Source organism: Paenibacillus whitsoniae (assembly GCF_003955665.1).
Classification (GTDB): domain Bacteria; phylum Bacillota; class Bacilli; order Paenibacillales; family NBRC-103111; genus Paenibacillus_E; species Paenibacillus_E whitsoniae.
Genome location: NZ_RXHU01000022.1, coordinates 1 through 20,790, shown reverse-complemented (window position 1 = coordinate 20,790; position 20,790 = coordinate 1). Strand labels below are relative to the sequence as shown.

Here is a 20,790-nt window from a genome sequence, read left to right as displayed (position 1 = left end):
TCAATCCGCTAGACGAGCCACCCGTTCTTCTCCGCAATCGCGATCGCGTCAATCCGATTCTTGGCATCCAGCTTCTGTAGAATTTCGGATACATAATTGCGGATCGTCCCGCTGGACAGGAATAGTTCTTTGGCCATTTCATTCGCGGACAGCCCCTGCGCGATCAGCTTCAGAATTTCCTGCTCTTTGCTCGTGAGCGGATTTTCCGTATCCCAGAACGTCAGCGCCAGCGCGGGAGATACGGCTCGGCCGCCTAGCTGAACAGTTCGCAGCGATGCACTCAACTCTTCAATCGGAGAGTCTTTCAGCAGAAAACCATGAACGCCGGCCCGCATGGCCCGCTGGAAGTAGCCGGAGCGGGAGAAGGTAGTCAGAATGACGACTTTGCAAGGGAGGCCGCTGGCTTTCACTTTCTCCGCAACGTCCAGCCCCGTCATCTTCGGCATTTCAATATCCAACAGGCAAATATCCGGCTGCAAGGCTTGAATTAGCTCCAAAGCTTGTTCGCCATTATCCGCTTGTGCAACGACTTCAATATCGTCCTCCAGGTCCAGCAATGCGCTGAGGGCGCCCCGCAGCATGCCCTGATCCTCGGCTACAATCACTCTCATGCTCGTCTCTCTCCTTATTGTTTAAACTTGGGGGTGACGGATAATTCGCGGAACCCGAATAATCAGCCGGGTTCCTGCGCCTCTACCTGTATGAAAAGTCAGCGTTCCGTCGATGAGCTCCAGTCTCTCTTTCATGCCGAGCAAGCCTCGCCCTGAGGAAGGAATATGCGGAGTCGCATCTTTGCACGGTTCGCCGTTGTCTGCAATGATCAGCGTCCAGTCCCCCGGCTCCTCCTGCAGGGAGACGGTACACAGACTGGCCCGGCTATGTTTCACAACGTTCGTTACCGCTTCTCGCAGGCACATGCCAAAAATATTGTGCACCATCGGCGGAGCCTGAAACTCATGAACATGCCCGTGCGTTTCAAACGCGATGCCTGCAGACTTTAAAATCTCACTGGACTGCGCAATCTCCTCCCGAAGCGAAATCGCATTCATACCGGAGATGAGCTCTCGGACTTGCTGCAGCGCCGCGCGGGAGGTTGTTTGGATATCTTTGACTTCCTGCATGGCACGTTCCGGCGATTTGAGCATCAGCTTCTCGGCGAGCTCGCTTTTCAACGTAATGAGTGACAGCGTATGCCCCAGCGTGTCGTGCAGGTCACGGGAGATCCGCTGCCGCTCTTCGATCGTCGCGAGGCGTGCGATTTCATCATTGGCGAGAATCAGCTTTTCTTTCAGTTCGTTGGATTTACGGCGCGCCCGCATCGCAAACGGAATGTAAAACATAATGGCCAAGGAAGGGAACATGTACCAAGCCCCTTCGTCAAAATATTGCTTGAAGTCAAGGCAAATAACAAGGATAACCGACAGAAACAAGCCTGACAGCACGCCCCGAAATTGCTGCTTTGAAGGCAGCAGGGAGATTAACGGCACGGAATAAAAGAACATGCAAATCAAAAAAGGATTACAGGTGATCGTCAAAAAAGCGATGATCGGGAATAATCCAACGGTATAGAGCCATCTATGCTTCTCGTTTTTGAATCCCAGCAGGATGAACGCAGCGAAGACAGCAAGCAAAGCAAAGCCGGTCCACATGAGTGCGGGCGGCTTTGAGATCAAGCTCATAATCGGGAATATCAGATAGAAAAACCAGGCGAACCACATGTGTTCAAACGGCTTTTTCTTCATATCGGACAGGGTGTTCATTCGTTAGACCGCTTTCTGCTTTTTTAAGATATAAGAAGATAATAGCACAAATACGATCAGATAGCCTGCAAGAATCAGAATGCCTGTCAGGCTTGGACCAGCGCCGGCAATCAAATTCCACGCGCCTTGGCCGAAGCGGTAGGAAGGGGAATACGAGGCGATGTCTTGCATCAATTTCGGCATGGACTGAATCGGAAACCACAAGCCGCCGACAATCGACGTGGCCATAAATACAATTTGCGCCACAACTTGCGTCACCTCGACGCTTTTCATCGTGCCGATCAGAATGCCCAATGCCATAAAGGGCAGCGCCCCCAGCCAGATCCACAATCCGCACGTCAGCCACTGGGTAAAAGAAAGGTCAACGCCTTTGATCACGCCTCCGACGATGAACATAAAAATGATGGTGATCAGATTCACAATCGCTTGCGACACGATTTTGGAAATCACATACGCACTGGAAGGAAGCGGCGTAATTTCGATCATGCGAATCCAGCCCTGTGTCCGTTCCTGCGCAAATTTGATCGACAGCGTATTCACACAGGCGCCGACGACCCCGAACACCGTCATCGACATCAGGTAGTACGCTTTCCAGGCGACGCCGCCTACCTCGGCATTGTCTCCAATCGTTGACGTAAAAATAAAGTAAAAAATCGCCGGCATGATCATCGAAAACACGAAAAATCGCCTATTTCGAAACGTTCGTAGCAATTCAGCTTTGCATTGCGCAATCATGGCATTCATTGTGGACATCTCCTTTACTGTTGCACCAGAAATTGAAAAGCATCTTCCAAGCCGCCGGTATGAATCTCAATATCTTTGATATCGAGCTGCCGCTGCACGATGGCGAAAATCACCTGGTCGGTATCCGGGCTTATGATTTTGACCCTGCGCCCGCTCCACGTGACATCCGTGATCGCCCCAATGCCCGCCAGCATCTCCGGGGTCAGACCCGGACCGGCTGTGAAATAAATGGTCTTCTGATTCGTGGATGCCTTAATTTCCGCTGCCGATCCGTCCGCAATCAGCTTGCCTTTATTAATGACGACGATGCGATCTGCGATGCTGTCGGCTTCTTCCAGATAATGCGTGGTCAAAATGATCGTGCGCCCCCGTGCGGCCATGCCGCGCACCGTCTCCCAGAAATGCTGCCGCGCCGTAATATCCATGCCGACCGTTGGCTCATCCAGAAAAAGAATGGAGGGATCGCCGGCTAACGCCAGGGCGAATCCCAGCCTCCGTTTTTGTCCGCCGGACAAGGCGGAGGCCCGTTTGTTCTTTTCCGCTTCCAGACCGGAAATCTCCACAAGCTTCTGCAAAGGAAGCGGCTTGGAATAATAGTGACGGAACAGATCGATCGTCTCCAGTACAGTCAAGCCTTCAATGACGTTGACGTCCTGCAGCATGGCGCCAATCCGGTCGCGAACAGCTGTATCTCTCGGCTTGCCGCCCAGCAGGCGGATTGTCCCTTCGGTCGGATCTTGAAGTCCTAAGATCATCGAGACCGTTGTCGTTTTGCCGGCTCCATTCGGGCCGAGCAGCGCAACGACGCTGCCTTCCTCGATCGATAAAGACAGATCATCGACCGCTGTTTTTCCTTTAAATGTTTTGCTTACATGATCCAGGGTTATGATTGAATTCAACGCGTCCACCTCACATCGATTTGTCTGCTCTCATCTTATCGTGATTCCGTGGATCCGGGAATTCACGACTATCATCATTTTGAGATGACAAATGTCATAAAGCCGGAGTGGGTAGAGGCGTTGACAGGTCTATTCGTCGTCTTTCTTGGCGATCTCATCGACCTTCGCTTTCATCGCGGCGATGACCGTCCGACGATAGCGGAACGCTAGCGCGAACACTTGGGCCTGCTGCTTGCGGCTTAGCCGCGTCAGTCGGGCCTTATCTTCTCGCAGGAAGCTGCGGATAATGGACCAGGCCGCGGGGGTGAGCCGGCTGCGATCAATGACCGGAAACGCTTGCCTTGCCGAGCGGCTCCGCAGTCTGGTGAGCCATCGCGACGCTTGGGCAGAGGATCTGCTTTCATCCACAAGGCAAGGCGCGGTTCGCTTTTTGGTATGTTTGCGTAAATAATCATATCGTTCTTGTCCGAGGACGACCGTGTACGTGCCGTCTTTACGGTTCTTGCGAACGACGAGCAAATGCATGCAGTCCCACATCAGATGGCGAAGCTTTCGGATATGCGAGGTCATGACAGAGGCGATTCCGGGTTTGATTTTATCCAGTTGAATGTACTGTACGGTAAATCGCATAAGCATCCTCCTTCTCTAGCTTTCTATCAGTATATGGAACGGGATCTTTGTCCTAGACGCTTTACCGTTCATGTCGCGATTTTGCAGTGGCTCTTGCCACCGTTCCGTGATATATATGAAAGGACAAACTATCCCCGAATGGAGTGAGAAAATTGAAATTAGCCGTGCAATTGTATACGCTGCGTAACGATCTGAAAACTCCGGAAGACATTAGCGAAAGCCTGAAAAAGGTGAAGCGGCTAGGCTATACCGCTGTACAAGCATCGGGTGTCGGACCGATCGATGTGCATGAATTTAAAGCGCTTGCAGACCGCGAAGGACTGAACATTTGCGCAACCCATGTCGGATATAACGACTTGTTGAATAACATGGACGGCGTCATTGCCCAGCACAAAGCGTGGGATTGCAAGTATGTCGGACTCGGCGGCCTGCCGGTGGAGTTCCGCGACAGCCGCGAAGGTTATGCCGCGTTTGCGAAGCAAGCGACGGAATTCGGTCGTCAATTGCAAGCGGCGGGGCTGAAATTCATCTATCACAACCATGATTTTGAGTTCGCCAAATATGAGGGGAAAACCGGCATGGACATTCTGTTCGAAGAGACAGATCCCGAAGCTGTGGATTTTGAGCTGGACGTGTACTGGGTGCAAGCCGGTGGCGCCGATCCGATCGCGTGGATCCGCAAAATGGGCGGGCGAATGAAGGTTGTGCACTTCAAGGATATGATCGTGACGCCGGATCGCAAGCAGCGGTTTGCGGAAATTGGCGAAGGCAACATGAATTTCCGCGGTATTATTGAAGCTTGCCGGGAAATCGGCGTCGAATGGGCGGCTGTGGAGCAGGACGACTGCTATGACCGCAATCCGTTCGACAGCATCGCCATTTCACTGCGCAACTTGCAGGCGCTGGGCTTGAATTAAACATGGGATGCTCTCCGGCGGCGTACTCGCCGACCAGAGAGCATTTTCTTACCACATAAGAATATATAAGTTTCCTAATACTTGGAAGAACAAATTCTTATTGGCGATAAAAACTACCTTTTAAACGCGGTCGCACATCCTTGAAGGACTTCGATAGAAGTTTTTCTCATTGGAGGAGATTAAGGTGAAGCAATATACAGAACTAGAACTGGTATGGGACGGCCGTGCGATGCTGGGCGAGGGGCCGGTCTGGGATCACCGCTCGCACGAAGTGATTTGGGTCGATATTGACGGGATGCGCGTGCACCGCTACCGGCCGGCAGCAGGGGCTGTGGACACGCTGCAGCTGAATCAGAAAATCGGCGCCGTCGTGCCGAGGGCGTCCGGGGGTTTCGTCGCGGCGATGGAACATGGCTTCCATATCCTTGGCGGAGCGTCCGGCGAGGCAGCGGCCATCGCGGACCCGGAAGCGCATCTTCCCGGCAATCGGTTTAATGACGGGAAGTGCGACACGGCCGGCCGCTTCTGGGCCGGCACGATGAAGATGAACGAGACGGGCGCATCCGGCTCCTTGTACTGCCTGGAGCCGGATGGGACGCTCAGAACCGTGCTGAACGGCTCGGTCAAGATCTCGAACGGCATTGGCTGGAGTCCCGACAACCGGACGATGTACTACATCGACACGCCGACGAAGCAGGTTGTCGCGTATTCGTACGATGCCGCCACGGGCGTCATTGCGGAGCCCCGCACGGTCGTGACGATGGCGCCGGGCGAGGGCTCGCCCGACGGCATGGCCGTCGATGCGGCCGGCAATCTGTGGGTCGCCCTGTGGGGCGGCTGGCAGGTCGGCTGCTGGAACCCGACGACCGGCGAGAAGCTGGCGACGATCCCGGTGCCGGTAGAGCGGACGAGCTCGTGCGCGTTCGGCGGCGAGCAGCTCGACGAGCTGTACATCACGACGGCGAGCGTCGGCATGCGCGAGGAAGATTGGGCGAAGCAGCCGCATGCCGGCGGGCTGTTTCGGATTAAGCTGCCCGTTCAGGGGCTGCGGGCGAATTTTTACGGCGGCTGAAGGGAGCTGCCGGCAAGGAAGAAGCTGCTCTATCGCAGGAGGCGATGGGGCGGCTTTTTTGGCGTTTCGTTCTGTACGGGGAGGGCTTTGGAGTAACATTTGGTGAAATCAGCGATTTGAAGGAAGGGGGATAGTAGGGAGGGTACGGTGTGATAGATGAGAACCCGGCAAATGAGCGCATCACAAAAAATGTCAACAACGTTCGAAAGAAACGTCAACTTTTCTGCTACCAATCTTGCTATAGTTAACATCAGATCAGAAATTGATAAGGGATTGCGAGGGATGAGATTGATTTGGGATCGGTTGGGCGTGCTTACCGACGAAGTGTCACCCGATCTGGCGGAAGCGCTGGAATGGACGGCTGCACAGGGCTTGAAGCATGTAGAAATCAGAATGGTGAATGGTAAAAATATTGCAGATCTGGGGGACGAACAAGTTCTCTCGGTTCGGCGTCAGGTGGAAAACAAAGGGCTCTACGTATCGGCCGTGGCCTCGCCGCTGTTCAAATGCGCGCTGGATCCGAGCCGACCCGTGGCGTCCGGCGATACGTTCGGCCAAGGGGAGGAAGGCGTCGAGGCGCATTTCGCCAAGCTGGACCGCGTGATCGCGATTGCGAAGCTGTTGGGGACGACGCGGATTCGGATTTTTTCGTTCTGGCGCGAAGCGGAGCCGCAGCGGTACGTGCCGGACATTGTCCGCCATTTGCGGCGGGCAGGCGAGATTGCGCAAGCGGCGGGCGTTCAACTGCTGCTTGAGAATGAGCCCTCCTGTAATGGCGGATATGCGGAAGAGGTTGCGCAGCTGGTTCAGGAGATCGGGATGCCTTCAGTTCGCGGTCTATGGGACCCCGGCAACGAAGTTTACGGGGGCCGTGAGGCATACCCATCCGGGTATACAGCTATGAAGTCTGCGCTCGCGCATGTGCATCTCAAGGACGCTTATTTGCGGGAGGACGGCTCGCCCCGCTGTGTGCCGCTAGGTTCGGGGCTCGTTCCGGTGAAAGCGCAGATTGAAGCGCTGGAAGCGGATGGGTATGCGGGGCTGTATACGATTGAAACCCATTTTGTGCCGAACGGCGGCAGCGCGAAGACGGGAACCCGCATGTCGCTGGATGCGCTGCGGGCGCTACTCGAGACCGATCGTTCACCTTACGGCGAACGGCTCGCCGATGCATCCGAGGAGGTGTAGCGGTGGCGACGTGGAAGTTCGGCATTATCGGCTGCGGCAGCGTAGCGGATTTCCATATCGAAGCGATTCGACAGATTGACGATGCGGTGTTAGTTGCGGTCTCGAGCCGCAGCGAAGCCAAGGCACAAGCGGTCGCTGCGCGTGAGGGCTGCGCATGGACGGCGAGCTACGAGGAACTGTTAGCTCGCCCTGACATTGACATCGTCTGTGTCACGACGTCCAGCGGCAGCCATGCCAAGATCGGCCTTGACGTCATCAAGGCCGGCAAGCACCTCGTCGTGGAGAAGCCGATCGCGATGAATGTGCGCGAGGCTAAACAGCTGGTAGCTGCGGCTGAGGAGCGGGGCGTGACGCTGTCTGTCATCTCGCAGCGGCGGTTTGAAGCCCAAAACCAGGCGATAAAGCGGGTGCTCGACGAAGGGGGACTCGGCAGGCTGCTGCTGGCGGAGGTGGCCTTGCCCTTTTACAGGACGCAGGCGTATTACGACAGCGCGGATTGGCGCGGTACGATTGCCGAGGACGGCGGGGCACTCATGAACCAGGGCATCCACTGCCTGGATCTGCTGCTCTGGTTCGCCGGCGACGTGCGTACGGTGTTCGGCAAAATCGCTACCCAAACGCACCGGATGGAGGCGGAGGATCTGGGGCTGGCAATGCTGCAATTTCAAAACGGTGCGTTTGGCACCATCATGGCCTCGACTAGCATTCAGCCGGGCTTTGCGGCGACCATTCACCTCTATGGGGAGAAGGGCAGCATTAAGCTGGAAGGCTCGACCATCGTCCATTGGACGGTGCCGGGCTTCAGCGTGCCGAGCCGGTCGGAAGACGGCACATACGGCGGCGTGACGGACCCGCGCAGCATTGTGGCGGATTTTCACCAGAGCCAGCTGCTCGACGTCATCACGTCGCTGGAAGCGGGGCATGCGCCGCTCGTGACGGGAGAATCCGGACTGCGCGCCGTGCAGCTGGTGGAGAACATTTACCTGAGCGCAGCCGAGGGGCGAGAGTTAACGCTATAACGGCAACCGTTTGCCGTTGAGGCCGGGGTTTATGCAGGTGCAAAAGCCCCGGCGAATTCGCCTCTGGCGAACGGACGGTTTGTTACTGATCGCATAGGAAGATGGCGCTTGTTCTCTTGCGGCGATTGGCATATGCTTGAAGGAGTTAGAGCGGCGGACAGGTGAGAAACGGATGAGAAAAAACGAAATGCCCTATATTCAAAGCAAGACGATGCTGCAAAAGGAATTTCCACTCAAGCTGCTGCGCTATTCCAGCCAGTCGCTGAAGCAGCCGCTTCATATTCACGAATATACGCAGATTGCGTACGTCCGCAGCGGGATGTGTCTTCATCAGCTTCGAGGCAAAACCCTCACGGTCGGCCGTGGCGACCTGTTTATTATCGCCCCGGGTGTGGAACACAGCTTAAGCGCTATGGATGATCGGGAATTCGAAGTCGTCCTGATCGACTTCTTGCCGTTTCTGGTGCGGGAGCAGCTCCGGCCTTTTACGGATACATTGCAGCGTTTGCTGGTCAGTTCCGAGGAACCGCACAACTTGGCGGAACTGCCGCAGCCTTGGCTGCATATCGGCAAGTCCAAGCAGCCTCTGGTCGAGCACTTGCTGGAAGACATTCAAGATGAATTCGATCATCGAGAAGCCGGCTACGAGTACGCTATCGTGACGAGCGTCGTCAAGCTGCTCATTCTGATTGACCGGGAATACCGCAAAGCGAGCCGCAAGAAGAGCGCGAAGTTGTCGTCGGCAGGCTTGCATCCGATTGAGGAAGTCAAGCGGTACATCCATGACAATTACAGTCAGGACATCCCGCTGGAGCAGGGGGCTTTTCTCGCCAATATGGCGCCTGCCTACTTCTCCACGGTTTTCAAAAAGGAAACGGGGCAAAATTTCGTCGACTACGTCAACGAAGTTCGCATTGAACGGGCGATGGAACTGATTCGCCGCGGTACGCATACGATTACGCAGATCGGCTTTCAGGTCGGCTTCCATCATCTGAGCCATTTTATCCGCACCTTCAAGAAACGAACGGGCATTACCCCGACAGAATACAAGAAAGCGTTCAGCAATCCTACCTAAGGCGACTTTCCGAAATAAAGCGCCGCTAAGTTTCAGAAAGCACCCTAAATTCGAGTACGAAAAGAGGTTATTCTCATGACAGCAAAAGTAATCAACGTTGGTATCATCGGACAAGGCCGAAGCGGCCGCGACATTCATGGTAATCTGCTTGTTCAGCTGCCGGAGCATTACCGAATTGCAGCCGTAGCGGACGCGATCCCGGAGCGCCAGGAACGGGCAAAGCAAGAATACGGATGTAAGGCGTATGCGACATGGGAAGAGATGGTGGAAAGCGAGGAGCTCGATCTGGTTGTGAACGCTTCGCCGAGCCATCAGCATTTTCCGATTTCCCTAGAATTGCTGAATCGCGGGTTGCACGTCCTGTGTGAAAAGCCGCTCGCCAAAACGCCGGAGGAAGTCGACCGACTGATCGAGGCGGCAGAGCAGAACAACCGCGTGCTGGCGGTGTTCCAGCAATCGCGTTACCAACCGGCGTTCGAAAAGCTGCGCGAAGTCATCGATTCCGGCGTGCTCGGCCGTATCGTGCAGATCGACTTCTCCTTGAACAACTTTGCGCGCCGTTGGGACTGGCAGACGCTGCAAAGCAACAACGGCGGCAGTCTGATGAATACCGGCCCGCATCCGGTCGATCAGGCGCTTCAACTGTTCGGCGAAGGGGCTGATCCGCAGGTGCTGTGCATCATGGATCGGGCCAATACGTTCGGCGATGCCGAAGATTACGTGAAGCTCATTATGCGCGGGCCCGGCAAGCCGACCATCGATCTGGAGATTTCCTCCACGTGCGCTTTCCCGCATGAACAGTTCAACATTCAAGGCACGCGCGGAGGGCTGCACGGCTCGTCCGAGAAGTTGGAATGGAAATATTTTGCCGAGTCCGAAGCTCCGGAGCAGAAGCTAACTCGGGAGCCGCTGTTCAAAAGCGACGGCACGCCGGCTTATTGCTCGGAAGTGCTGCCGTGGCAGACCGGTGCCTGGGAGCTGGCGCTGCCGAATGGCAAAACCGCCTTCGAGCACATGACGGAGAAGCTGTATCTCATGCTGTATGCGACGCTGGTAGAAGGCAAGCCGCTCGAGATTACGCCGCAGCAGGTACGTCAGCAGCTGTGGGTAATGGAAGAATGTCGCCGTCAAAATCCGCAGATTTACGCTTAATTATGAAAGCTTCGAATCGCCTCTCGGGCGGTTCGGGGCTTTTTGTTTACCACCCGAAGAGGGACCTAACTCTGTGCCCGATAATGCTTGGGCGCTAATCCCGCATATTTTTTGAACAGCCGGGAGAAATAGCTTTCATCGGCGTAGCCGAGCGTTTCGGCGATTTCTTTGATAGGGAGGTCGGTGCTTAGCAGCAGTCGTTTCGTCTCTTCCATTTTCAAACGGTGAATGTAATCGTGCAACGGGTAACCGGTATGCTGGCTGACCAGCCGGCGCAGTGTGGAGACGGCCATATGATGGCGATTGGCGAGCTGTTCGGTGTTAAACGGGGCATACAAGCTCGTTGCAATATCTTGCAGCAGATCAACGACTTTCGTTGCAGGGGCTTGGTCCTGCGGCAGGTTGAATTTCGCTATCCAATGGAACAGCAGCGCCTCAAGCTGAAGAGCGGCTTGATCGATCTGCGTCGGAGAGCCGCTCTCCAGGAGAAGGAACATCGCATCGAGCCGTGCGATAGTAGCTTCTTCAAACCCGACACGCTTAACTGTGTCAGTCTGCACTAACCAGCTTTCAAGCCATTCCTGAACACGGCTGCCTTCGAAACGGATGTAATATTCATCCCAATGCCCACCTTCCTCCGGTCCGAAATCGATGACACTTCCGGGATAGACAAAGAACAGGCAGCCCTTCTCCACATGCTGAAAAGGGCCGCGATCCACACGGTAAAAGCCGCTGCCGCCGGCGATATACAGAAGCGCCCAGCTGTCAAAAACAGCTTGGGCGCGCTGCAGCGTCCTCCCTGGCAAATGGCCCATTCCGGTAACCGTGAGGGAGCGGATGCTAAGCTTGGAAGGGTCGATTTTGAGATCCACGATGCGAATGGGCTGCGGGCTGATCATATAGTCCAAGAAGCGTGTCATCGATTTCATTCCTTTCTGCAGGATGACCCGGTAAACTAAAGCTGCATGACGAATATTCCAGGTCGCCATCTCATTGGTCAATAGTTATAGGAGTCATGTGAGCGTTATCCACAGTATAAGTGAAGGAGGCATCTCATGCCAACGTTTCATCCGCAATTCGAGACGCGTTGTCTGTCCTCTTTGGTTAAAGTTTTCGCAGATGAAGAGCTTCAGGCCGCAGCTTTCCATACCGCAACTGCCCTACAAGGGGAGATCTATACCTTTCAAATCGCTTATCGGGCTAAAGCTCGGACTTCTTTCTCTTTGAAGGTCACGTCCACCTTGCAAAAGGATATCACGTTGCGCAGCGTACAGCTCGTGCCTGCTGAATTTCCGATCTATCCGAACCATGACGGGGATGTGCTTCGCGATACGCCAGGCTTATATCCCGACTTGCTCGAGCCCGTACCGGATTCCGAAACACTTGCAGCGGTGCCGAATCAGTGGCGTTCGATTTGGGTCACAGTCGATTTGATGGGCGGCGCATCGACAGGCTCGCACGATGTGATGATCACGTTCACGGGCACGACGCAGGAGACGCTCGGCAGCGAAACGTTCACGCTCACCGTTCTGACTGCTGCACTGCCAGAGCAGAAGCTGCTTCATACGGAATGGTTTCACACGGACAGTCTGGCCGTTTACTACGGTGTGGACGTGTTCAGCGAGCGGCATTGGGCGCTGGTGGAGTCTTATGTGCAAACAGCGGTCGCATATGGCTGCAACATGCTGCTGACGCCGATATTTACGCCGCCGCTCGATACGGAGATTGGCGGGGAGCGGCCAACTGTGCAGTTGGTGGACGTCTGGCAAGACGGCGATACGTATAGGTTTGGTTTTGAACGGCTGAAGCGATGGGTCGAGATGGGGAACCGCAACGGCGTGAAAGTGTTCGAGCTCTCGCACTTGTTCACGCAATGGGGGGCGAAGCACGCACCCAAAATTATGGCGTATGCCGACGGCAGCCTGCAGCGTATTTTCGGCTGGGAGACGGATGCGGCGGGAGAGGAATATTTAGGCTTTCTGGCGCAGTTTCTGCCTGAACTGGTCGGCTTCCTCAAGGAAAACGAATTGCTCCAGCGTACGTATTATCATATTTCCGACGAGCCCACTCGCGAGCATTTGACGTCCTACAGCAGCGCCAGCCGTTGGGTGCGGCAGTTCATGGGGGACATTCCATCACTGGATGCGCTCTCAGAGATTTCGTTTTACGAGCAGGGGCTCGTGCAAACCCCGGTTGTCGCGAGCAACCATATCGAGCCTTTTCTGGAACGGGTGGTTCCGCAATTGTGGGCCTACTATTGCTGCTCCCAGTATCAATCGGTAGCCAATCGTTTCCTGTGCATGGCTTCCGCACGGAACCGAATCCTTGGGTTACAGCTGTATAAATATAACATTACGGGCTTCCTGCATTGGGGCTACAATTTCTGGTTCTCGCAATATGCCAAATTCCCGATTGACCCGTACAGGAATACGGATGCGCATTATGCGTTTCCTGCCGGCGATCCGTTCGTCGTATACCCGGGACAAGAGGGCACGCCGCTCGTATCCTTGCGGCTTGAAGTGTTCCGCGAAGCCTTGCAGGATTTGCGGGCCTTGGAACTGCTCGGCTCTCTCGTCGGGCGGGAGCAGACGATCGCGCTGATGGAGGAAGGTGCCGCCGAGCCGATTACGTTTGCAGCTTACCCGAGGGACGAGGCGTGGCTGCTTGCCTGTCGGGAACGCATCAATGCGGCGATTGTGCAAGCGATGGCGAGTGGAGGGGCCTTGGAAGGCTAGCTGTCGCCCGCGCGAGATTGGAGCAGTTGCGCAGCCGCCGAGCCGACTCCCAGGCGCCAGACGACATACAACCAAAAGAGCTAAGCGAGCACGCGCTTGGTTCTTTGGGTTTATTCAGGTAGTGACGATCAGTTCGAGACCGAACTGGAATTTCTCCAGCTTAATTTCTCCATATGGGGAAAAATGGGGTTCTGAACTGGAATTTCTCCAGTATATCTACCACTTTGTGCGGCTATCTTCGAAAACGCCTGAAATGAGCAGGAGGTTTTCCAGTTGAGCGGTAGGAAAGACGGTTTTGTGACGAAATCAACGGGAGGTTTTCCAGTTCGAGACGACGCAAAGCTCTTTCGACAGGTCCTCGAAGCAGTCCTGAGGTTCTCGCCAAGACTTCCTTTCTTGGGGATTACAACTTCCTCATCACCTCGAAAATCCGCAGGTCGTTGATCGTCTGCACGACCGTAGCCGCATCGGGCATTTGAAACTTTTTCAGAATCGAGTTAATCTGTTTCTTGATCGTCTCATATTCCACGCAGCGTTCCTCGGCAATCTGCCTGCGCTTCTTGCCTTCGCACAGCAGTCGAAGCACTTGCAATTCACTCGGCGTCAGCTCAGAGATGATCTGAATAATATTTAGCAGGCTGTTCTCCGCCCGCTTGACGCGCGCAAACTCCTCGCGGATTTTCTCGGCGATCATCGGGCGAATCGGGGAGGCGTTCGCATGGGCCGCTCTTACGGCTTCAAGCACCTCGGTGTCTGAGGCGTTTTTCAGCAAGTAATCGGTAATTCCCGTCTGAAAAGCGGCGAAAATAAAGTTCTCGTCCTTGTGCACGGTGAGCACGATAATTTTCATATCGGGATACGTCTCGTGGATCACCTTCGCCGCCTCGATGCCTGCATATTGCGACTCCATCTCGATGTCCATGAGAATGACATCCGGCTTATGCAAGGCGGCTTGCTGAACGGCTTCGTGGCCGGAAGAAGCGCGAGCGATGCAGATGCAATCGGGATGTCCAGCGAACGTACGTTCCAATCTACGCAGGTGCGCCTCCATATCATCGGCGATCAGAAGGCGAATCGGTGGTGGTGTCGTCATTCAGATTCCCCTTTCGTCAGGCGTTCCTGTTGTTAGATAATAGGCAAAAATACGGTGAATGTCGTGCCGGCGCCTTGTTCGCTCTCGACCACGATTTTCCCGTCGTGACCGATAATAATTTTATGGCAGTAGGACAGGCCGATCCCCCAATTGTTCACAGAAGCTTTCGTCGTGAAAAAAGGATCGAAAATCGCCTCCAAATGCTCTTCGGCGACGCCGGGGCCGTTGTCGGCGATGCGGATCAGCGCCCAGCCATTCTGCTGGCTCCGCTCGATGACGATCCGGCCGTCATCTCGGAATTGCAAGGACTCGCTGGCATTGAGCAGCAGATTATAAATCACCTCGGTCATGTGGCCGAGGTCAAGATAGCAGTTCACTGATGGCGCTGATGCCGTATACACGACCTCGCAGCGGAGGCTTGTCTCGTTCAGCCGGTCGATCGCCTGCTGAATCGGCAGCTCCACGGACATCGGCTGGAGGTTGAGGCTGATATTTTTTAATTTGTCCGCCGCTTCGTTAATCGAGTAAAGGGCAGCCTCGGAAGATTTCAGAATCAGCTCAAGGCTGTACGCAGATTCTGCATCATCCTGGTGCCGCTCCTTGAGATAAGCCGCTTCGGACTGAATGCCGATCAGATGATTCTTCAGCGCATGGGTGAACGCGCGCGTGCCGAGCGTGGCGGTGTCGATGCTTTTGTTAATTTGAATGTCCCGGTTCTTGCGGTAAATCTCGATGGAGTTGAACTTATACACGAGATAAATCAGCAGAAATAAGGTTAAGTAGATGGCGAATGGAAAGACGGGAAGCAGAATCGACTGATAGCTGAGCGGGGGCTGCAAATAGTTGTAGTAGCCGTCCAGATACGTCTCCTTGACCAGCACTTTCGGGGCCCATGAGAAAATAAAAAGATGAATCACGACCAGCGGAATAAAGAGCAGAACGTGGTACAAGGTTAAATTTTTGATAAACCTAATTTTCGGATAATTCAAATAATAGTTGAACAACAGGCCAAAAGCAACAAAAAGTATGAGGTAACGAATGCTCTTGAATCCGACTTCCGCTCCATTGAAGAAGGCTGCACCGGCAATTTCCCTCGTAAGCGCAATGTGGACAGTCGGATCATAGTAGGCGGTTTGGATGACGAAAAAAAGACCGACCGCGCCGTAGATGATCCGATTGCTGTGGGTGCTCAGACTGCGGGTAAAAGCGACGGCGAAGCCAAGCAGTGAGCAGTAGAACAGCCCGACTCCGATATTCAGCAGTCGAATGAGCCAGTTCGGGTTAAACTTGGTCAGTACGAGATAATTCCATGTGCCGGGACTGAAATCAAAGAAACTGTGAATGACATTGAAATAATAATTGAATTTGCTCAAGTACAAGGTGAACGACACGAACGACAGCACCCAGCCGATAATGATGCCGTACATGAAACGGGTGGACGTGTGGTTGAGCTTGCGGTAGGTAAACAAGATGGTGAAAATCAGCAGTACAAGCGTCACAAACAACATAATATCACTTCCTTCTTGCCGGCTATCTACAGGGGGAATAAAACATTCATCTGTCTGCCGGGCAGACGTGTACGTATAATTCAAATTAAGAAAACGCAAACAAATCATATCAAAAAAAGGGTGAGTGTCAAATGAAAAAAAGCTTAACACTTGCGGTAACAGGCTCTGTTCTAATGGGATTGCTGGCCGGATGCGGCGCTGCGGGATCGTCCGCAGGAGACAAGAGCACGGCCTCGCCGGGGGCGAAAACAGAGAAGGTAAGTCTGAAAGCAACCGTGCTGACGGACGATTTGGAAACGTTTAAGGCGGCTTACGCCGATTTCAGCAAAGAGAATCCGAATATCGATGTGCAGTTTGAGACGATCCCGCAGGCGCAGTATTACGAGAAGCTTCGCATGCAGCTCTCCTCCGGTGAAAATATCGACGTGTTCGGCGGCAATATGGACGTATTCCTCGATACCGGCATTTTGGAACCGCTTGATGATTATGTGAAAAAGGCGAATGTCGATGTATCCGGCTATGGTCCGCTATTCGACGCCTTGAAAGTAAACGGCAAAATTTACGGGCTGCCTTACCGGAAATCGAATTGGATGCTGTTCTATAACAAAACGTTATTTGATCAAGCAGGCGTCGCCTATCCGAAGGCGGATATGACCTGGAACGAATTCCGCGATTTGGCGAAGAAGATGACGAAAGGCGAGGGCGCGAACAAAATTTACGGCGCATTCCTGCATCCGTGGGCGCAGACGTGGTATATGCAAGGCGTGCAAACGGGCGCATCAATCATTGACAAAGACTTGTCCGCGTTCAAGAAAGGGCTTCAATTCCGGATGGATATGGAAAAAGACGGCTCGATCATGGGCTGGGCCGAGCAGATTACGACGTCCGCACATTACAACTCGGCGTTCCAGAAGGGCAATGTCGCGATGAACCTCATCGGCGACTGGCATGTGGCGCAGCTTCGCCAGGCGGAAGCGGAGAAAAAAATCAGCTTCGACTGGGACGTGGTACCTGTTCCGCATCCGGACGGCGTAGCCGCCAATACGAGCCTCGCGACGCCGGTATCGCTGATGGTGAACAAGAGCTCGAAGCATAAGGAAGAAGCGTTCAAGGTCGTGCAGTTCTTGAGCGGGGCCAAAGGCGCCAAGCAGTTTGCAGCCAAAGGCTTCCTCACCGGCTACATGAACGACGACATCCGCAAGACGTATATTGGGGACGGCAGCCTGAAGCCGAAAAACATCCACTACTTTGTGGAACAAAAAGAATATCCGGAATATCCGCTGCTGCCGGGCGTGAAGAACATCCTGGTGAACAACGTGTACAAGCAAGAGGGCGAAATGGCGTTAACCGGAGCGCAAACGGTTGATCAAGCGATTCAGAAGATCGGTCAGCGCGTGCAAAGCGAGTGGGCGGATAAATACGCCAAGGATTACAAGGCAGGCAAATAGATCAGGCAGACAAAGCGGCAGGCGGACTTCGCTGTAAGAGGCGAAGTTCAGCCGCTTCCATAGGGGTGAAGATCATGAAGACTGCAAGTAAAGCGCTTCGGCGCAATCGGTTGACCGGGTATGCATTTTTGCTTCCCAACATCATCGGATTTCTGTTATTCATCTGTATTCCCGTTGGCGCTTCCTTCTTGATGAGCTTTACGGAGTGGAACGGGTTCGGTGACATCACGTTTGCCGGAGTAACGAATTATACCCGTTTGTGGAGCGACGAAACGCTCCGCATTTCCTTGCTTAACAGTTTAGTGATGACGGCCGTTTCTGTGCCGGTGACCTTGATTCTTGCGATTTTGGCAGCAGTCGCGCTCAACAGAGGGTTGAGAGGCGTTAAAATATTCCGCACGGCCATTTTTCTGCCGCACATTACCGCCACGATTGCTGTTGCCGTCGTGTGGCAGCTGCTTTACAACCCGACGATGGGACCGATCAACGGCTTCCTTCGCAGTCTCGGGGTTGACAATCCGCCGACCTGGCTCGCCTCCACGAAATGGGCCTTGCTTTCGGTCATTATCGTCAGCATTTGGCATTCGATTGGCTATTACATGGTGCTCTATCTCGCAGGCTTGCAGGGCATTCCGAAAGATCTCTACGAAGCGGCTGAAATTGACGGCGCAGGCAAAGTATCGCAGTTTCGCAATATTACAGTGCCGATGCTGTCGCCGGTCATCTTTTTCACCGTCATTATGGGCATTATCAATTCCTTCAAAGTATTCGATCTGGTCTTCGTGCTGACCAAAGGCGGGCCGGGGCGCTCCACGCATATGCTCGTATACGACATTTACTACACCGCGTTCCAACGTTTTGAATATGGCTACGCGTCGGCGATGGCTTACGTGCTGTTCGCAATAATATTAATCATTACCCTGATTCAGTTCAGAGGACAGAAGCGATGGGTAAATTACTCCTAGCGACAGCAGGGGATACGAAAGAAGGGAGAGACGGGTATGACTACGCAAGCAGCGCCCAATCGGGCTGCATTCACGGTGCATAGACGTCCGCAAGTTGGGGCATGGCTGAGAAAAACAGTGCTGTACATCGTTGTAACGGTCGTCGCCCTGTCGATGGTCGTGCCGTTTCTGTGGATGCTCTCGGCATCGGTCAAATCGGAGGCGGAAATATTCGGATTCCCGATTCAGTGGATCCCAAGCCATTTTTACTGGTCGAATTATAGCAAGGTGTGGACGGAGCTTCCTTTTTTCACCTACTACTTGAATACGATAAAAATCGCGGTGCTCACCACGCTGCTGCAAATTATCACGTGCTCGACGGCGGCTTATGCATTCGCCAAGGTAAAGTTCCCGGAGCGCGACCGTTTATTCTTCCTGTATGTGGCGACGATGATGGTACCGTATCAGGTGATGATGATTCCGCAGTTTATGTTAATGAAGAAAATCGACTTGATCGATTCGCATTGGGCCTTGATTTTGCTCGGAGCGTTCAGTCCGTTCGGGGTGTTCTTGTTCCGGCAGTTTTTCATGTCGATCCCGGAGGAGTTGTCCGAGGCGGCGAGAATCGACGGCTTGAACGAGTTTGGTATTTATTCCCGCATCATTTTGCCATTGATTCGTCCGGCAATTGCCTCCTTGACGATTTTTACGTTCATGCACGCCTGGAACGATTTCCTTGGGCCGCTCATCTATCTGAACTCGGATGCGCTGTTCACGCTTCAGCTTGGTATGCAGCACTTCCAGTCGGAGCATGCGACAGAGTACGGGCCGCTGATGGCCGCCGCCGTATGTGCCATTATTCCGACCATTATCATCTACTTTATGGCGCAGGATCATTTTGTTGAGGGCATTTCCGCCGGCGCCGTTAAAGGGTAAGGGAGCGGTAAAATGAAACCGAATATCATTTATATTTTTGCGGATCAATGGCGAAAGCAGGCGGCCGGATTTATGGGCGAAGATGAGGTGATCACGCCGAACATCGACCAGTTTGCCGAGGAAAGCCTGGTATTCAACCATGCGCTTTCCTGTACGCCATTGTGCTCGCCGCACCGGGCGGCGCTCATGACCGGCCGGTATCCGCAGTCGACAGGCGTCTATACGAACTGTAAACTCGGAGCTGACCTCATGCTCAGCCCCGACGAGGTGGGCATCGGCGATGTGCTTAAGGCCGCCGGGTACCGAACCGGCTATATCGGGAAATGGCATCTCGACTTGCCGGAACAGAATCTTAGCCCGGAGCCGGTCTCCGGTGCTCGAGCGTGGGACGCCTACACGCCGCCGGGGCCGAAACGGCATGGGTTTGATTTTTGGTATTCGTATGGTGCGTATGATCACCATTTGCAGCCGCATTACTGGCGGGATACGCCGGAAATGATTGAAATTGACCAGTGGTCACTAGAACATGAAACGGATGTGGCGTTGGATTTCATCCGGTCACGCGGCGGGGCAGGCGGCCAGGGTGCTGCACAGGAGCCGTTTGCGCTGTTCCTTTCCTGGAATCCGCCGCACAGCCCGTTCGAGCTTGTACCGGAACGATACAAGGAGCTGTATCGCGAACGGGGGTTGACGCTGCGCCCAAATGTCAGCGCCGATCATCTCGCGGCGCATACGGGCGAGCCGTTTGAAAGCGGGGACGAGGCGCTGCTGCGCTATACGCGTGATTATTTTGCCGCGGTGTCCGGCCTCGATGAGCAGTTCGGCCGCATCTGGCGGGAAGTACAGCAGCTAGGGCTGGCCGAGAACACGCTGCTCGTGCTGTCCTCCGACCATGGGGAACTCATGGGCTCGCACGGCCTGATGGCGAAGCATTCGTGGCATGAGGAATCGGTCGGCATCCCGTGCTTGATGCACTGGCCGGGCCGCATCGCGGCGGGGCGGACGGATTTGCTTTTTAACTCGGTGGATATTATGCCTACGCTGTTGGGACTTGCAGGGCTGCCTGTTCCTCCGGCGGTGGAGGGACTGGATCTGTCAGGCGATGTGGTGGGGCAAAGCCACACAGACATCTCTTCGGCGTTTCTATGCGCGTTCCCCGGGCGCAAGGATGCGATGGACGCTTACGCAGCGGCGGGGCTTGACAATCGCCATTACGGCTGGCGAGGCGTCCGCACCGGGAGGTACACCTATGTGGTGCACAAAGGCTATATGCCGGGCGCAGCGGTGGAGCGGATATTGTACGATCATGAGCAAGATCCGTACCAGCTCCATCCTGTTATTCTTATGGATGCGCCGCGGGAGGGGCTTATGCTGTCCCTTGAAGAAGAATTGCGAGGCTGGCTGCAGCGTACGCAGGATGGGTTTGAGCTGTGAGCGGTGTTAGCTTCGCTTTTGAAGCTGATCATGGCTTCGCGGGGACGACAGCGGTACGTTACTGGCGCTAACGGTCGCCACAGCAGCTATTTGACTTAAAACCGTTCGTTTCAAAGTTTAACGGTTACCACAGAGTCTATTTGTGTGAAATCGGCTCCTTGTAACCAAATTTCAGCGAAATAAGCGCTGTGGCGACCGTTAGATTCCAAATGGCGCACTTTTCGGGACAATAAGCG

The 20,790-nt window shown here is 54.3% G+C and carries 19 protein-coding genes; 11 read left to right on the top strand and 8 right to left on the bottom strand.

Annotated features, from left to right (window positions below; genetic code table 11):
- Nucleotides 1–8 precede the first annotated feature (8 nt).
- The 5 genes from EJQ19_RS08005 to EJQ19_RS07985 form a co-directional block, all read right to left on the bottom strand.
- A complete protein-coding gene (locus EJQ19_RS08005) occupies nucleotides 9–611 on the bottom strand; it encodes a response regulator transcription factor (RefSeq protein ID WP_126140683.1) in 603 nt (200 codons plus the stop codon).
- A 21-nt stretch (nucleotides 612–632) separates the two neighbouring features.
- Nucleotides 633–1,760 carry a sensor histidine kinase gene (locus EJQ19_RS08000; protein ID WP_126140682.1) on the bottom strand — a complete coding sequence of 376 codons (1,128 nt, stop codon included), beginning with the start codon at nucleotides 1,758–1,760 and terminating at the stop codon, nucleotides 633–635.
- Nucleotides 1,761–1,763: 3 nt separating this feature from the next.
- Nucleotides 1,764–2,495 carry an ABC transporter permease gene (locus tag EJQ19_RS07995; protein WP_277600935.1) on the bottom strand — a complete coding sequence of 244 codons (732 nt, stop codon included), beginning with the start codon at nucleotides 2,493–2,495 and terminating at the stop codon, nucleotides 1,764–1,766.
- A gap of 23 nt (nucleotides 2,496–2,518) precedes the next feature.
- Nucleotides 2,519–3,403 carry an ABC transporter ATP-binding protein gene (locus tag EJQ19_RS07990; RefSeq protein WP_126140680.1) on the bottom strand — a complete coding sequence of 295 codons (885 nt, stop codon included), beginning with the start codon at nucleotides 3,401–3,403 and terminating at the stop codon, nucleotides 2,519–2,521.
- 129 nt (nucleotides 3,404–3,532) lie between these two features.
- Nucleotides 3,533–4,033: a hypothetical protein gene (locus tag EJQ19_RS07985; protein WP_126140679.1), complete on the bottom strand. Its 501-nt coding sequence runs from the start codon at nucleotides 4,031–4,033 to the stop codon at nucleotides 3,533–3,535.
- A gap of 143 nt (nucleotides 4,034–4,176) precedes the next feature.
- On the opposite strand from EJQ19_RS07985, the gene EJQ19_RS07980 reads away from it, so the two are divergent.
- The 6 genes from EJQ19_RS07980 to EJQ19_RS07955 all read left to right on the top strand — a co-directional run bounded on the left by EJQ19_RS07980 (nucleotide 4,177) and on the right by EJQ19_RS07955 (nucleotide 10,456).
- Entirely contained in the window at nucleotides 4,177–4,950 is a 774-nt protein-coding gene (locus EJQ19_RS07980) for a sugar phosphate isomerase/epimerase family protein (protein WP_126140678.1), read from the top strand.
- 184 nt (nucleotides 4,951–5,134) lie between these two features.
- Nucleotides 5,135–6,022 (top strand): SMP-30/gluconolactonase/LRE family protein, encoded by an 888-nt coding sequence (locus EJQ19_RS07975; protein WP_241242794.1) that lies wholly within the window; start codon nucleotides 5,135–5,137, stop codon nucleotides 6,020–6,022.
- A 282-nt stretch (nucleotides 6,023–6,304) separates the two neighbouring features.
- Nucleotides 6,305–7,210, top strand: coding sequence for a sugar phosphate isomerase/epimerase family protein (locus EJQ19_RS07970; RefSeq protein ID WP_241242793.1), 906 nt, complete (start codon nucleotides 6,305–6,307; stop codon nucleotides 7,208–7,210).
- Between the two features lie 2 nt (nucleotides 7,211–7,212).
- A complete protein-coding gene (locus EJQ19_RS07965) occupies nucleotides 7,213–8,229 on the top strand; it encodes a Gfo/Idh/MocA family protein (RefSeq protein ID WP_126140677.1) in 1,017 nt (338 codons plus the stop codon).
- Nucleotides 8,230–8,401: 172 nt separating this feature from the next.
- Complete coding sequence (locus EJQ19_RS07960; protein ID WP_126140676.1) at nucleotides 8,402–9,304, top strand: AraC family transcriptional regulator; 903 nt, start codon at nucleotides 8,402–8,404, stop codon at nucleotides 9,302–9,304.
- Nucleotides 9,305–9,379: 75 nt separating this feature from the next.
- A complete protein-coding gene (locus EJQ19_RS07955; RefSeq protein WP_126140675.1) occupies nucleotides 9,380–10,456 on the top strand; it encodes a Gfo/Idh/MocA family protein in 1,077 nt (358 codons plus the stop codon).
- Nucleotides 10,457–10,521: 65 nt separating this feature from the next.
- Here EJQ19_RS07955 and EJQ19_RS07950 read toward each other — a convergent pair whose 3' ends face one another.
- Nucleotides 10,522–11,376, bottom strand: coding sequence for a helix-turn-helix domain-containing protein (locus tag EJQ19_RS07950; protein ID WP_164716375.1), 855 nt, complete (start codon nucleotides 11,374–11,376; stop codon nucleotides 10,522–10,524).
- Nucleotides 11,377–11,511: 135 nt separating this feature from the next.
- On the opposite strand from EJQ19_RS07950, the gene EJQ19_RS07945 reads away from it, so the two are divergent.
- The gene (locus EJQ19_RS07945; protein ID WP_126140673.1) at nucleotides 11,512–13,191 is read left to right on the top strand and encodes a DUF4091 domain-containing protein; all 1,680 of its coding nucleotides are present in this window, start codon (nucleotides 11,512–11,514) and stop codon (nucleotides 13,189–13,191) included.
- 403 nt (nucleotides 13,192–13,594) lie between these two features.
- Here EJQ19_RS07945 and EJQ19_RS07940 read toward each other — a convergent pair whose 3' ends face one another.
- Nucleotides 13,595–14,284, bottom strand: coding sequence for a response regulator transcription factor (locus EJQ19_RS07940; RefSeq protein ID WP_126140672.1), 690 nt, complete (start codon nucleotides 14,282–14,284; stop codon nucleotides 13,595–13,597).
- A gap of 32 nt (nucleotides 14,285–14,316) precedes the next feature.
- Nucleotides 14,317–15,792, bottom strand: a complete 1,476-nt coding sequence (locus EJQ19_RS07935; protein WP_164716374.1) for a sensor histidine kinase — start codon at nucleotides 15,790–15,792, stop codon at nucleotides 14,317–14,319.
- A gap of 131 nt (nucleotides 15,793–15,923) precedes the next feature.
- On the opposite strand from EJQ19_RS07935, the gene EJQ19_RS07930 reads away from it, so the two are divergent.
- The 4 genes from EJQ19_RS07930 to EJQ19_RS07915 all read left to right on the top strand — a co-directional run bounded on the left by EJQ19_RS07930 (nucleotide 15,924) and on the right by EJQ19_RS07915 (nucleotide 20,554).
- Nucleotides 15,924–17,240, top strand: a complete 1,317-nt coding sequence (locus EJQ19_RS07930) for an ABC transporter substrate-binding protein (RefSeq protein ID WP_241242792.1) — start codon at nucleotides 15,924–15,926, stop codon at nucleotides 17,238–17,240.
- A 74-nt stretch (nucleotides 17,241–17,314) separates the two neighbouring features.
- Nucleotides 17,315–18,205, top strand: coding sequence for a carbohydrate ABC transporter permease (locus EJQ19_RS07925; protein WP_126140670.1), 891 nt, complete (start codon nucleotides 17,315–17,317; stop codon nucleotides 18,203–18,205).
- Between the two features lie 36 nt (nucleotides 18,206–18,241).
- Nucleotides 18,242–19,120 (top strand): carbohydrate ABC transporter permease, encoded by an 879-nt coding sequence (locus EJQ19_RS07920; protein WP_126140669.1) that lies wholly within the window; start codon nucleotides 18,242–18,244, stop codon nucleotides 19,118–19,120.
- Nucleotides 19,121–19,132: 12 nt separating this feature from the next.
- Complete coding sequence (locus tag EJQ19_RS07915; RefSeq protein WP_126140668.1) at nucleotides 19,133–20,554, top strand: sulfatase family protein; 1,422 nt, start codon at nucleotides 19,133–19,135, stop codon at nucleotides 20,552–20,554.
- Nucleotides 20,555–20,790 lie beyond the last annotated feature (236 nt).